Source organism: Plantibacter sp. H53 (assembly GCF_001650455.1).
GTDB classification, from domain to species: domain Bacteria; phylum Actinomycetota; class Actinomycetes; order Actinomycetales; family Microbacteriaceae; genus Plantibacter; species Plantibacter flavus_A.
This window is the reverse complement of sequence record NZ_LWCT01000005.1, coordinates 123,078-136,499: the sequence shown is the minus strand read 5'-3', so window position 1 is coordinate 136,499 and position 13,422 is coordinate 123,078. Positions and strand designations below refer to the sequence as shown.

General features: G+C 70.3%; 13 protein-coding genes. 12 read left to right on the top strand and 1 reads right to left on the bottom strand.

Annotation, left to right across the window (positions count from 1 at the left end):
• On the top strand, positions 1-2,511 hold a 2,511-nt coding region (infB, locus tag A4X17_RS04720; protein ID WP_064294526.1), incomplete at its 5' end, for a translation initiation factor IF-2.
• Positions 2,512-2,629: 118 nt separating this feature from the next.
• Positions 2,630-3,067: a 30S ribosome-binding factor RbfA gene (gene rbfA / locus A4X17_RS04715; RefSeq protein ID WP_064294508.1), complete on the top strand. Its 438-nt coding sequence runs from the start codon at positions 2,630-2,632 to the stop codon at positions 3,065-3,067.
• A 157-nt stretch (positions 3,068-3,224) separates the two neighbouring features.
• Here the strand turns inward: rbfA and A4X17_RS04710 are convergent, their stop codons facing one another.
• Entirely contained in the window at positions 3,225-4,109 is an 885-nt protein-coding gene (locus tag A4X17_RS04710; RefSeq protein WP_064294507.1) for an A/G-specific adenine glycosylase, read from the bottom strand.
• A 38-nt stretch (positions 4,110-4,147) separates the two neighbouring features.
• Between A4X17_RS04710 and A4X17_RS04705 the strand changes: the two genes are divergently transcribed.
• The 10 genes from A4X17_RS04705 to A4X17_RS04660 all read left to right on the top strand — a co-directional run bounded on the left by A4X17_RS04705 (position 4,148) and on the right by A4X17_RS04660 (position 13,394).
• Positions 4,148-4,822 carry a hypothetical protein gene (locus A4X17_RS04705; RefSeq protein ID WP_064294506.1) on the top strand — a complete coding sequence of 225 codons (675 nt, stop codon included), beginning with the start codon at positions 4,148-4,150 and terminating at the stop codon, positions 4,820-4,822.
• A 64-nt stretch (positions 4,823-4,886) separates the two neighbouring features.
• Complete coding sequence (truB, locus tag A4X17_RS04700) at positions 4,887-5,822, top strand: tRNA pseudouridine(55) synthase TruB (protein ID WP_064294505.1); 936 nt, start codon at positions 4,887-4,889, stop codon at positions 5,820-5,822.
• Positions 5,819-6,187, top strand: coding sequence for a hypothetical protein (locus A4X17_RS04695; RefSeq protein WP_064294504.1), 369 nt, complete (start codon positions 5,819-5,821; stop codon positions 6,185-6,187). Before truB ends, A4X17_RS04695 begins: the two co-directional genes overlap by 4 nt.
• Before the next feature lie 102 nt (positions 6,188-6,289).
• Positions 6,290-6,709 (top strand): hypothetical protein, encoded by a 420-nt coding sequence (locus tag A4X17_RS04690; protein ID WP_064294503.1) that lies wholly within the window; start codon positions 6,290-6,292, stop codon positions 6,707-6,709.
• Complete coding sequence (locus A4X17_RS04685) at positions 6,706-7,638, top strand: bifunctional riboflavin kinase/FAD synthetase (RefSeq protein WP_064294502.1); 933 nt, start codon at positions 6,706-6,708, stop codon at positions 7,636-7,638. The genes A4X17_RS04690 and A4X17_RS04685 overlap by 4 nt, the downstream gene beginning before the upstream one ends.
• A complete protein-coding gene (locus A4X17_RS04680) occupies positions 7,638-8,867 on the top strand; it encodes a CynX/NimT family MFS transporter (protein ID WP_064294501.1) in 1,230 nt (409 codons plus the stop codon). Before A4X17_RS04685 ends, A4X17_RS04680 begins: the two co-directional genes overlap by 1 nt.
• Positions 8,868-9,013: 146 nt before the next feature.
• Entirely contained in the window at positions 9,014-10,015 is a 1,002-nt protein-coding gene (locus A4X17_RS04675) for a sugar-binding transcriptional regulator (RefSeq protein WP_082915913.1), read from the top strand.
• Positions 10,012-11,034: a deoxyribose-phosphate aldolase gene (deoC, locus tag A4X17_RS04670; RefSeq protein WP_064294500.1), complete on the top strand. Its 1,023-nt coding sequence runs from the start codon at positions 10,012-10,014 to the stop codon at positions 11,032-11,034. Before A4X17_RS04675 ends, deoC begins: the two co-directional genes overlap by 4 nt.
• A 6-nt stretch (positions 11,035-11,040) precedes the next feature.
• The gene (locus A4X17_RS04665) at positions 11,041-12,537 is read left to right on the top strand and encodes an aldehyde dehydrogenase family protein (RefSeq protein ID WP_064294499.1); all 1,497 of its coding nucleotides are present in this window, start codon (positions 11,041-11,043) and stop codon (positions 12,535-12,537) included.
• Positions 12,534-13,394: an aldehyde dehydrogenase gene (locus A4X17_RS04660; protein WP_064294498.1), complete on the top strand. Its 861-nt coding sequence runs from the start codon at positions 12,534-12,536 to the stop codon at positions 13,392-13,394. The genes A4X17_RS04665 and A4X17_RS04660 overlap by 4 nt, the downstream gene beginning before the upstream one ends.
• Positions 13,395-13,422 lie beyond the last annotated feature (28 nt).

Below are 13,422 nucleotides of genomic sequence, written 5' to 3'. Positions count from 1 at the left end.
GCACCCGCCCCCAAGGCTGAGGCGCCTGCTGCGCCTGCGCCGAAGCAGGCGTCCCCGGGCCCGAAGGCTCCGGCCGCTCCCGCTCCCGCCCCCGCGGCGGAGGCACCAGCGGCCGCTGCTCCGGCGGCACCGTCCGCACCCGCGGCTCCGGCCGCCGGCGACTCGCCCTCCGGCGATGCCGCGAAGCCGGGCGGCCCCCGTCCCGGTGCGCCGCGTCCGGGGAACAACCCGTTCGCGTCCTCGCAGGGCATGGGCCAGCGCCCCACCGGTACGCCGCGTCCGGGGAACAACCCGTTCGCAGCGGCTCAGGGCATGGGTCAGCGTCCGAACCCCAGCAACATCCCGCGTCCGCAGGCTCCGCGCCCCGGCTCGCCCCGTCCGGGCGTCGGCCAGGGTCAGCGTCCCGGTGGCCCCGGTCGTCCGGGTGGCGCAGGTCGTCCCGCCGGCGGCGGCGGCTTCCGTCCCGGTGGTGCCGGTGGTGGCTTCCGTCCCGGCGGTGCCCCCGGTGGTGCACCCGCCGGTGGATTCGCCGGTCGCCCTGGTGGCGGCGGCGGTCGTGGTCGCGGACCCGGCGGTGGTACCGCAGGTGCCTTCGGTCGCGGTGGCGGCAAGAGCAAGGCACGCAAGTCGAAGCGGACGAAGAGGGCCGAATTCGAGCTGCGGGAAGCCCCGTCGCTCGGCGGCGTGAGCGTCCCCCGCGGCGATGGCAACACCATCATCCGTCTGCGTCGTGGCGCGTCCATCTCGGACTTCGCCGACAAGATCGACGCCAGCCCCGGCAACCTCGTCACCGTGCTGTTCCACCTCGGTGAGATGGCGACGGCGACGGAGTCGCTCGACGAGGCGACCTTCGACGTGCTCGGTTCCGAGCTCGGCTACAAGATCCAGATGGTCTCGCCCGAGGACGAGGACCGGGAGCTCCTCGAGGGCTTCGACATCGACCTCGACCAGGAGCTGGAGGACGAGTCCGACGAGGACCTCGCCATCCGTCCTCCCGTGGTCACCGTCATGGGTCACGTCGACCACGGTAAGACGCGCCTCCTCGACGCCATCCGCAACGCGAACGTCGTCGCCGGCGAGGCCGGTGGCATCACGCAGCACATCGGTGCGTACCAGGTCGTCGCGGAGCACGAGGGCATCGAGCGTCCGATCACCTTCATCGACACCCCGGGTCACGAGGCGTTCACCGCCATGCGTGCTCGTGGTGCGCAGGTCACCGACATCGCGATCCTGGTGGTCGCGGCGGACGACGGCATCATGCCGCAGACGGTCGAGGCCTTGAACCACGCGCAGGCGGCCAACGTGCCGATCGTCGTCGCGGTCAACAAGGTGGACAAGCCCGATGCCAACCCGGCCAAGGTGCGCCAGCAGCTGACCGAGTACGGTCTCGTCGCCGAGGAGTACGGCGGAGACGTCATGTTCGTCGACGTCTCGGCTCGTGCCGGCACCGGCATCAAGGACCTCCTCGACGCCGTGCTGCTCACCGCGGACGCCGGTCTCGACCTGCGCGCCAACCCGAACAAGGATGCACGCGGTGTGGCCATCGAGGCCAAGCTCGACAAGGGCCGCGGTTCCGTCGCGACCGTCCTCATCCAGTCGGGTACCCTCCGCGTCGGCGACGCGATCGTCGCCGGTACGGCGTACGGCCGCGTCCGTGCGATGGTCGACGAGAACGGCGACACCGTCTCCGAGGCGGGTCCCTCGCGTCCCGTCCAGGTGCAGGGCCTCTCGAGTGTTCCTCGGGCAGGCGACACCTTCCTCGTCACCGAGGAGGACCGCACCGCGCGTCAGATCGCCGAGAAGCGTGAAGCCGCGGAGCGCAACGCCGCTCTGGCCAAGGCCCGCAAGCGCATCTCGCTCGAGGACTTCACCCGTGCACTCGAAGAGGGCAAGGTCGAGGCGCTCAACCTCATCATCAAGGGTGACGTCTCCGGTGCCGTCGAGGCACTCGAGGAGTCGCTGCTCAAGATCGACGTCGACGACAGCGTCCAGCTGCGGATCATCCACCGCGGTGTCGGTGCGGTCACCGAGTCCGACGTCAACCTCGCCACGATCGACAACGCGATCATCATCGGGTTCAACGTGCGCCCCGACCCGAAGGCCCGCGAGCGCGCGGCCCGTGAGGGTGTGGACGTCCGCTTCTACTCGGTCATCTACAACGCACTCGAGGACGTCGAGCAGAGCCTCACCGGCATGCTCAAGCCCGAGTACGAAGAGGTCCAGTCCGGTGTCGCCGAGATCCGCGAGGTGTTCCGTTCCTCCAAGTTCGGCAACATCGCGGGTGTCATCGTCCGCTCGGGCACGATCACGAGGAACGCCAAGGCGCGGGTCATCCGCGACGGCGTCGTGGTCGGCGACAGCCTGGCGATCGAATCGCTGCGTCGGTTCAAGGACGACGTCACCGAGGTGCGTACGGACTTCGAGGCCGGTATCGGTCTCGGCAAGTTCAACGACATCCAGATCGGCGACGAGATCGAGACGATCGAAATGAAGGAGAAGCCGCGCGGCTAGTCCGCTCGGCCGGTCCCCGTCGTCCTCCTCCGGGAGGGCGGCGGGGATTCCTGCTTGTATTGTGTGTGCAGCATCCGTCAGGTGGCCCTCCGCCCGGCGGTCATCAGAGGAGGACGAGATGGCAGAGAACCCCAGGGCCCGCAAGTTGGCGGACCGCATCAAGGAAGTCATCGCCAAACGGCTCGACAAGGGCATCCGCGACCCGCGGCTCGGCTTCGTGACGATCACCGACGTACAGGTGACCGGCGACCTCCAGCACGCGAACGTGTTCTACACGGTGTACGGCTCCGACGAGGAACGCGCCGACACCTCGGCCGCGCTCGAGTCCGCCAAGGGCCTGTTGCGTGCCGAGATCGGCCGCAACATCAACACCCGGCTGACGCCGAGCCTCGACTTCTTCCTGGACGCGATCCCGGAGAACGCGCAGCACATCGAAGACCTGCTGCGCGAGGCGAAGAACCGCGACACCGAGGTGGCCGGGCTTGCCGCCGGTGCCGCCTACGCCGGCGACGAGGATCCCTACGTGAAGCCGCGCGAGGTCGACGCCGAGGACTAGACACCTCGCACCACCTTTCGACAGGCTCAGGGACCGGGTTGCTTCGTCCGGCCGCTGAGCCTGTCGACGTGCGCCCTTCGACAAGCTCGGGGACCGCGAGTGGGGCCCCGGGACCGCGAATGGGGCTCGAGGACCGCGGGCGGGGCTGAGAGGCCGGTCAGTCGTGGGGGAGCGCGTATCCGCCGTCGACGCGCACCGCGAGGCGGTCGGCGACCAGTCCGGCGAGTGCGCGGTCGAACTGCTCGCCGTCGGGCCAGAGCGTCCGGAGTTCCTCGCCCGTCAGGGAGCGGTGGGTCGAGCGGAGCTCGGCCATGATGATGCCCCGGACCTGTCGGTCGCTGCCCGCGAACTGCTTCTGCTTCGTCTTGACCGGTCCGTCGTAGGCCGGGTATCCCGCTGCGCGCCAGGCGCACACCTCGCGGAGCGGACACTCCTCGCACCGAGGTGCCCGAGCGGTGCAGACCACCGCGCCGATCTCCATCATCCCGGCGTTGAAGACGGCTGCCTCCGAGCGGGACTCCGGTAGGAGCGCCTCCATCGCTGGGAGGTCCGCCTTGGCGTTCGGCGGCCCGGGCTCGCCTTGGCCGCGGACGGCTCGGGCGATGACCCGTCGGGTGTTCGTGTCCACCACCGGGTGCCGGTCCCCGTAGGCGAAGACGGCGACGGCGCGGGCGGTGTAGTCGCCGATGCCGGTGAGCGCCAGGAGCTGATCCACGTCCGACGGGACGATGCCGTCGTGCCGTTCGGCGATCTGGGTGGCCGCCGCGTGGAGCCAGAGCGCTCGGCGCGGATAGCCGAGCCGGCCCCAGGCGCGGACGGCTTCTGCCGGTGGTTCGGCCGCCAGGTCGGCTGGCGTCGGCCAGCGCCCGAGCCACTCCTCGAGCCGCGGGATCACGCGGCTGACCTGCGTCTGCTGGAGCATGAACTCCGACACGAGCGTGCCCCAGGCGGGGAACCCCGGGCGTCGCCAGGGGAGGTCGCGCGCATCGGTGCGGAACCAGGCCGTCACGAGCGGGGCGAGGTCGAAGGGTTCGGGCGGCACCGCACCAGCCTACGATCCGCGCGGGTAGGCTCGGCGCCATGAAGCTCGTCACGACACCACGGATCGCGTTGCTCCGGCAGCTGCGAGACCAGTTCCAGCGGGACTACCCACGAGGCCGCACCCTCATCGCGGTGGACGGCGTCAGCGGCTCCGGCACGGCGGCGTTCGCCGACGGACTGGCCGAGGTGTTCGACGAGGCCGGACGCGCGGTGTTCCGTGCCTCGATCGACGACTTCCACCGTCCACGCGAGGAACGGTACGCGCGGGGGCGGGACTCGGCCGAGGGCTACTGGCTCGACTCGTTCGACTATCCGCTGTTCCGCAGGGTGCTCGTCGAGCCCTTCCGCCTGGCGGGCAGCGCCGGCTTCCAACTCGTCGGGTTCGACGAGCAGCGCGACGTCGGCGCTCCCTCGCGTTGGACGACGGGCCCGCAGGACGCCGTCCTCATCGTCGACGGCGTCTTCCTGAACCGTCCCGAGCTCCGCGGCCTCTGGCATGCGTCGGTCTGGCTCGACGTCCCGATGGCGACGGCCTACGACCGGCTGCACGAGCGCCTCGGCGTCGACGCCGACCCGACGGCGCCGTCCAACGCACGCTACGTGGGCGGGCAGGCGCTCTACCGCAAGGACGATGACCCGACCGCGCGGGCGACCGCCCTCGTGGACAACACGGACGAGCGGCACCCACGGCGGATCTTCGCCGACTTCTGCTGAGCGCCGCCGCCCAGGGGTGATCCGGCCGCCAGGCGGTGCCGACCGCCGCTGGTACCGTTGCAAGGTGGTCGAGAACAGCACAGCAGCACCCGGGTCGGCGTCCGCCCGTCCCGGTGTCCTCCTCATCGACAAGCCGCAGGGGCACACCTCCCACGATGCGGTCGCCCGGGTGCGGCGGCTCGCCGGCACGCGCAAGGTGGGGCATGCGGGAACGCTCGACCCCATGGCCACCGGGCTGCTCGTGCTGGGTACGCGCTCGTCGACCCGTCTGCTGACCTTCATCGTCGGTCTCGACAAGGAGTACACGGCGACCATCCGCCTCGGCGAGGCGACCTCCACCGACGACGCCGAAGGTGAGGTCACCGAGCGCGCCGACCAGGCCGCAGTGGCTGCCGTGGACGACGACGCGATCATCGCCGCGATCCGTCCGCTGACGGGCGACATCGAGCAGGTGCCGAGCACGGTGAGCGCCATCAAGGTGGGCGGGAAGCGCGCCTACGCCCTGGCCCGCGAGGGGATCGAGGTGGAGCTGAAGTCCCGTGCGGTCACGGTCAGCGCGTTCGACGTGCTGGCCATCCGTCGGGATGGCGCGGCGATCGACGTCGACGTCCGGGTCGTCTGCTCCTCCGGCACCTACATCCGCGCCCTCGCCCGCGACCTGGGGGCGGCCCTCGGCGTCGGCGGCCATCTCACCGCGCTTCGCCGGACCCGGATCGGACCCTTCGACGTCACGGACGCATCGACGATCGACGACCTCGACGTTGAGACGGCGCTGTTGCACCCGGCCGACGTCGCGAAGCGCCTGTTCGGTGCCCTCGAGCTCACGGAGCAGGAGGCGGTCGACCTCGGCCACGGGAAGCGGCTCGACCGCGACCTGCCGGCCGGCCACACCGGTCCGATCGCCGCCGTCGCGCCGGACGGCCGACTGGTGGGGCTCGTCGAGCGCCGTGGCGGCTCGCTCAAGTCGGTCGTGAACTTCCCGGCGGAGGAACCGGCATGATCGAGTGGTTCACCCTCGCCCAGATCGCGGTCGCGGTCGTGGCCGGGCTCCTCTGCATCGTGCTCGGGTTCGCCGGGCGCGCGCCGAACGACCTGACGATGGGGGCGACGGCACTCGTCGAGGTCCTCCTCATCGCGCAGCTGGTGGTGGCGATCGCCGCGCCCGCGTTCGGGAACACGGCCACGGGGAGTGTGCCCGAGTTCTACACCTACCTCGTCTCCGCGATGATCCTGCCGATCGCCGGTGGATTCTGGGCGCTCGTCGAACGCACCCGATGGTCGACGGTCGTCCTCGGCGTCGTCTGTCTCGCGATCGCGGTGATGCTCTACCGCATGGAGCAGATCTGGACCGTCCAGCTGGGCTGACCGTCGGCGCACCGACGGCGGTGGAGGACGACGGCACCGCAGCTCGCGTGACGGTCGCGAAGTGCCTGGGCGAGGGCCCGCGTCGCATAGAATCGTCGGGTCATGCCTCTCCCCACCACCGCTCCAGCCCGTCCACGCGTCCGTGGTGTCGGGGTCGTCCTCGTCGCCGTCTACGGCATCCTGGCGCTCGCCGCCACCGGCCGGTCCGTGGTGCAGATCACGACCAAGTTCGACGAGGCGCCCCTGGCCTATCTGCTCTCGGCCGTCGCCGCGGTGGTGTACATCCTGGCGACCGTCTCGCTCGTCGCTCCAGGCGCCGTCTGGCGGCGGATCGCATGGGCCACGATCTCCTTCGAACTCGCCGGGGTCCTGATCGTCGGCTTGCTGAGCCTGCTCGACCCCGAACTCTTCCCCCACGACACGGTCTGGTCCGGCTTCGGCCGCGGTTATGTCTACATCCCGCTCGTCCTCCCGGTCCTCGGACTGTGGTGGTTGGCCGGACATCGGCGTACCGGCAAATGATCACGTTCACCGAGCTCGACCAGGTCCCTGACGCCTTCGGACCGTCGGCCGTCACCATCGGCAAGTTCGACGGCGTCCACACGGGTCACCGCGCGGTCGTTGCCGCGCTCCTCGAGGAGGCCGCGGCAGCCGGTCTCAGCTCCGTCGCCGTCACCTTCGACCGCAACCCGCTGAGCCTCATCAACCCAGACCGCTGCCCGGCGTCGCTCGTGAGCAACGAGCAGAAGCTCGGTCTCCTGGCGGACGCCGGGGTCGACGCGGCCCTGCTGCTGCGCTTCGACCAGACACTGGCCCAGCTCACGCCCGAGGAGTTCGTCACCTCGATCCTCGTCGGAGCGTTGCATGCCAAGACGGTCCTCGTCGGCGAGGACTTCCGCTTCGGCCATCGCGGCCTCGGAACGGTCGCCACGCTGGAGTCGTTCGGTGAGGTCTACGGCTTCTCCGTGCGCGTCGTGGACGACGTCCGTCCCGGCGGCGGGCGTCGGGTGTCGTCCACCTGGATCCGCGAACTCCTCGAGGAGGGTGACGTCCGCGAGGCGTCGCGGCTCCTCGGTCGTCCGCCCGGCGTGCGGGGTGTCGTCGTCCACGGCGCCAAGCGTGGCCGGGAACTCGGCTTCCCGACCGCCAACCTGTCTCCCGATTCGCAGGGTCTCATCCCCGCGGACGGCGTGTATGCAGGGTGGCTGTTCTGGCGAGGACGTCGGTATCCGGCGGCGATCTCGGTCGGGAACAACCCGACCTTCGACGGCGTCCCGCAGAAGCAGGTCGAGGCCTACGTCCTCGACGAGACCGATCTCGACCTCTACGACGACGAGGTCGAGGTGCAGTTCGTCGAGCGCATCCGCGGCATGGTCGCGTTCACCGGGATCGAGCCGCTCATCGTGCAGATGACCGACGACGTCGAGCGCGCGCGCCGGATGCTGTCCTAGTGGGTCCGCGTCCCCTGTGGCGGGGGAGGGCCCTCGCGCTCGTCGGGATCGTGCTCGTCGCGGCGAACCTCCGCACGGCCGTCACCTCGCTGTCGCCGATCTACGCCGAGATCGACGGTGACATCGGCGTGGGGTCGGTGGGGCTGGGACTCCTCGGGATGCTGCCGCCACTGTGCTTCGCGCTTTTCGGCGTCTTCACCCCGCGGCTCGTGCGTCGGCTGCACCTCGAGCCGGTGCTGCTCATCGCGCTCGGGGCGATCGTGGCCGGACACCTCCTGCGTTCGCTCGCCCCCGACTTCGCCGTCCTCGCGATCGGCAGTGCGCTCTGCTTCGCCGGCATCGGCATCGGCAACGTCGTGCTCCCACCGCTCGTCAAGAAGTACTTCCCTGACCGCATCGGCCTCGTCACCTCGCTCTACGCGACGGTCCTGTCGGTCAGCACGTTCATCCCGCCACTGATCGCCGTGCCGGTCGCCGACGCCGCCGGGTGGCACGTGTCGCTCGGCGTGTGGTCCATCGTCGCCATGCTCGCGGTCCTGCCCTGGATCACGCTCATCGTGCGGGAGCGTCGGGACGCCCGGGCTGCCGCAGCGACCGACCCCGAGATCGAGGAGGTGCCCCGCGCCGGGCGCGTCCTCGTCCACCGCTCACCGATCGCATGGGCCATCGCGGCGGTGTTCGCCACCTCCTCGCTGAACGCCTACGCGATGTTCACCTGGCTCCCCACCATCGTCGGTGACGTCGCCGGCGTCACCCCGACCCAGGGTGGCCTGCTGCTCTCGCTCTTCTCCGCGATGGGTGTCCCGGCGAGCCTGATCGTCCCGATGCTCGTCGCGAGGCTGCGGAACGTCGCCGTCCTCGTCTACGTCGCGAGCGGGTGTTTCGTGCTCGGCTATCTCGGGCTGCTCCTGTGGCCGGCGACGCTGACGTGGCTGTGGGTGTTGCTGGCCGGCCTCGGCCCGCTGCTGTTCCCGCTCGCCCTCGTCCTCATCAACCTGCGGACGGCGACCCACGAGGGCGCGGTCGCCCTGAGCGGTTTCGTGCAGAGTGTCGGCTACACCCTCGGTGCACTCGGCCCCCTGGTCGTGAGCCTGGTGCACGCCGTGACCGGATCGTGGACCGTCCCGTTGCTGCTCCTCCTGGCCACGGGCGCGCTGTGCGCCATCGCCGGCCGCATCACCGGCCGACCGACGACGATCGAGGCGGACCTCGCAGCTCGCGGTCGCTGACCGGTCTGGTCCGGTCCTCCTGACGGATCCCCGGCGGCGATGCGCATCCGCGCACCGGCCGCTGCTCATCTGAGCATGGGTGCCAACAGACGTTGTCCGGGTGGTGGTGGCGTCCTAGGCTGGAGACGATCCGGAGGAGGCCCGAGGTGATCGAAAGCGACGAGCTGCTCGCGGTGCGCGCCGCGGAGCTGTACTACGACGAGACGAAGACCCAGGACGAGATCGGCGCGCTGCTCGGCATCACGCGGTGGAAGGTCGGTCGGCTCCTCGCCCAGGCCCGTGAACTCGGCTACATCCGCATCGAGATCGTGCACCCGCGCGCACGCCGCCTCCCGCTCGAACGGGCGCTCCGCGAGCGCTTCGGACTCGCGGACGCGGTCGTCGTGCCGAGCCCGAGCGACAGTGCCGACCTCCACGAACGCGTCGCGCGCGCGGCGGCCGACTACCTCGGCGCCATGCGACCGGTGCCGCGGACGCTCGGTGTGAGCTGGGGGAGGACGCTGCGTGACATCGCCGACCACCTGTCCGACGGCTGGGCGACGGGGCTCTCCGTCGTGCAGATCAACGGCGGCGTGAGTCTCAACCAGCGTGTCGGCACTGCGGCCGCCACGGCTGCACGGATCGCCGAGAAGGGCCGTGGTGACGTCACCCTGCTCCCGAGCCCGGCGATCTTCGAGCGCCTGGAGACGAAGCTGAGCATCGAGTCGGACCGCACGGTCGCGGAGGTGCTCCGCACGGCCGCAGCGGCCGACACCTACCTGTACGGCGCCGGAGTGGCCGGGCCGGACTCCGCTCTCGTCCACAGCGGGTACCTCACGGCCGCAGACGTCGACGTCCTGGTCGCACGCGGTGCCGTCGGCGACGTCGTCGGGCGCTACATCGACGCCGAGGGCATGATCGTCGACCCCACACTCGACGAGCGCACGGTCGGGCTCGGACTCGAAGCGCTCCGACGTGCCGGTCGCAGCATCGCGGTCATCGCCGGAGCCCAGAAGCACGCCGTCGCGAGGGCCGTCGTCAGCAGCGGCCTCTGCACCGTGCTCGTCACCGACGAGGCGACCGCGTCGGCACTCCTCGCCGACCACGAACCATCATCCGCGAAGCAGCACACCCCGGAGCAGGAACTGCTCGGAAGGAACGCACCATGACCACTCCACCAGGCGACCTCGTGGCGAAGCCGACGGCGCTCGAACTCGTCGACGGCCCCGTCACCGACGCCAGCCTCAGACGCTACCTCGACGGCCTCGCGGGCGTCGACGCCGTCGGGCTCGAACAGCGCGCAGCGGACCTCGGTACGCGCTCGATCAAGACGACGTCGAAGGCCTGGGCCCTCGACCGCATCATCGAACTCATCGACCTCACCACCCTCGAGGGCGCCGACACCCCCGGCAAGGTGCGCTCCCTCGTGGCCAAGGCCATCACCCCGGACGCCGGGGATCCGTCCACTCCGCGCGTCGCCGCGGTCTGCGTCTACGGCGACATGGTGCCGTACGCCGTCGAGGCGCTCGGCGCGGCGCACACGCAGCCGGGTGCGGGACCAGACGCCGGCGGGATCAACGTCGCTGCGGTCGCCACGGCCTTCCCGAGCGGACGCGCCTCCCTCGCAGTCAAGCTGGCGGATACGGCCGACGCCGTCGACGCCGGAGCGGACGAGATCGACATGGTCATCGACCGGGGTGCGTTCCTCTCCGGCCGGTACGGCCAGGTCTTCGACGAGATCGTCGCGGTCAAGGAGGCCTGCCGACGCAGCGACGGCTCCTCGGCCCACCTCAAGGTCATCCTCGAGACCGGCGAGCTGAACACCTACGACAACGTGAAGCGCGCCTCGTGGCTCGCCATCCTCGCGGGCGGCGACTTCATCAAGACGTCCACCGGCAAGGTCGCGCCCGCCGCGACCCTCCCGGTCACCCTCCTCATGCTCGAGGTCGTCCGGGACTGGCACCGCCTCACCGGAGAGCAGATCGGTGTGAAGCCCGCCGGCGGCATCCGTTCCTCGAAGGACGCGATCAAGTACCTCGTGACCGTCGCCGAGACGGTCGGCGAGGAGTGGCTCCAGCCGCACCTGTTCCGCTTCGGTGCCTCGAGCCTCCTCAACGACGTGCTCCTGCAGCGTCAGAAACTCACCACCGGCCACTACTCCGGCCCCGACTACGTCACCATCGACTAGGACATCATGAGCTTCCTCGAATACGCACCAGCCCCGGAGTCGACATCCGTCCTCCACCTCCGTTCCGAATACGGCCTCTTCATCGACGGCGAGTTCACCGAGGGCACCGGTGGCTCCTTCCAGACGATCTCGCCGAGCACCGAGCAGTCGATCGCGACGATCTCCGCGGCGAGTGACGCCGACGTCGATCGCGCCGTCACCGCCGCGCGGCGTGCCTACGACCGCGTCTGGTCGAAGCTGTCGGGCGCCGACCGCGGCAAGTACCTCTTCCGGATCGCGCGCCTCGTCCAGGAGCGTGCCCGCGAGCTCGCCGTGGCGGAGAGCCTCGACAACGGCAAGCCGATCAAGGAGTCCCGCGACGTCGACGTCCCACTCGTCGCCGCCTGGTTCTTCTACTACGCCGGTTGGGCCGACAAGCTCGACTACGCGGGCCTCGGCGCGAACCCCCGTGCCATCGGCGTGGCCGGACAGGTCATCCCGTGGAACTTCCCGCTCCTCATGCTCGCGTGGAAGGTCGCACCGGCGCTCGCCGCCGGCAACACGGTCGTCATCAAGCCGGCCGAGACCACGCCGCTCACGGCGCTCATCTTCGCCGAGATCCTCCAGCAGGCCGAGCTGCCGGCCGGTGTCGTGAACATCGTCACGGGTGCCGGAGCGACCGGGGCGGCGATCGTGCGTCACCCCGACGTCGACAAGGTCGCCTTCACCGGGTCGACCGCCGTCGGGCGCGAGATCGCGAAGACCATCGCCGGCAGCGACAAGCGCCTGACGCTCGAGCTCGGTGGCAAGGCGGCGAACATCGTGTTCGACGACGCCCCGATCGACCAGGCCATCGAAGGCATCGTCAACGGCATCTTCTTCAACCAGGGTCACGTCTGCTGCGCCGGATCCCGGCTCCTCGTCCAGGAGAGCATCCACGACGAGGTCGTCGACCGCTTGAAGAGCCGTCTGCAGACGCTGCGCGTCGGCGACCCGCTCGACAAGAACACGGATGTCGGCGCGATCAACTCGGCCGAGCAGTTGGCCCGCATCCGCGAGCTCTCGGACATCGGTGAGCTCGAAGGCGCCGAACGGTGGAGCCCGGACTGCGAGCTGCCCGAGAACGGGTTCTGGTTCGCGCCGACGATCTTCACGAACGTGTCCACCAGTCACCGGATCGCCCGCGAGGAGATCTTCGGTCCGGTCCTCTCGGTCATGTCCTTCCGGACGCCCGCGGAGGCCATCGCGAAGGCGAACAACACCCCGTACGGTCTCTCCGCGGGTATCTGGAGCGACAAGGGCAGCCGGATCCTCGCGGTCGCGGACAAGCTCCGCGCCGGCGTCATCTGGGCGAACACCTTCAACCGGTTCGATCCGGCCAGCCCGTTCGGCGGGTACCAGGAGTCGGGTTACGGCCGCGAGGGTGGTCGCCACGGGCTCGGTGCCTACCTCGCGCCGGCCGGATCATCGGCCGCCGCCACCGTCGCGCCGTCCACGAGCACCACGAAGGAGGAGCAGCGATGAGCCGGCTCACCATCCCGAAGACCTACAAGCTCGCCATCGGCGGCAAGTTCCCACGCAGCGAATCCGGAAGGACGTACGAGGTGACGAACGCCAAGGGGGAGTTCCTCGCGAACGCATCGCTCGCCTCGCGGAAGGACGCCCGCGACGCGGTCGTCGCCGCACGATCGGCACTCGCCGGTTGGTCGGGTGCCACCGCCTACAACCGCGGCCAGGTGCTCTACCGCATCGCCGAGCTGCTCGAGGGTCGGCGGACGCAGTTCATCGAAGAGATCGTCCAGGCCGAAGGCGTCTCGCAGGCGAAGGCCGCGGCACAGGTCGACGAGGCCATCGACCTCTGGGTCTGGTACGCGGGCTGGGCGGACAAGTACGTCCAGGTGGTCGGGGGAGCGAACCCCGTCTCCGGTCCGTACTTCAACCTCTCGGTTCCGGAGCCGACGGGCGTCACCGCGCTCATCGCGCCGCAGGACTCGTCGCTCCTCGGATTCGTGAGCGTCGTCGCTCCAGCGCTGGTCGCGGGGAACACGGTCGTCGTGATCGCGAGCGAGCGCCTGCCGCTCTCCTCGATCAGCCTCGCCGAGGTGCTCGCCACGAGTGACGTCCCCGGCGGCGTCGTGAACGTGCTGACCGGATCGCCGGCCGAGATGGCTCCGTGGCTCGCCTCGCACGCCGACGTCAACGCGATCGACCTCGCAGGCGCCGGAGCACTCGACTGGGTCGAGCTCGAGGTCCTCGCGGCCGAGACGCTCAAGCGCGTGGTCCGTCCGAGCGGTGCCAGCGGTCCGGTTCCGGCGAGCCTCGACCGCATCACCGCGTTCACCGAGGTGAAGACCGTCTGGCACACGAAGGCGCTCCTCTAGCGGCCTGCAGCACCCGCGTGGTGCTTGC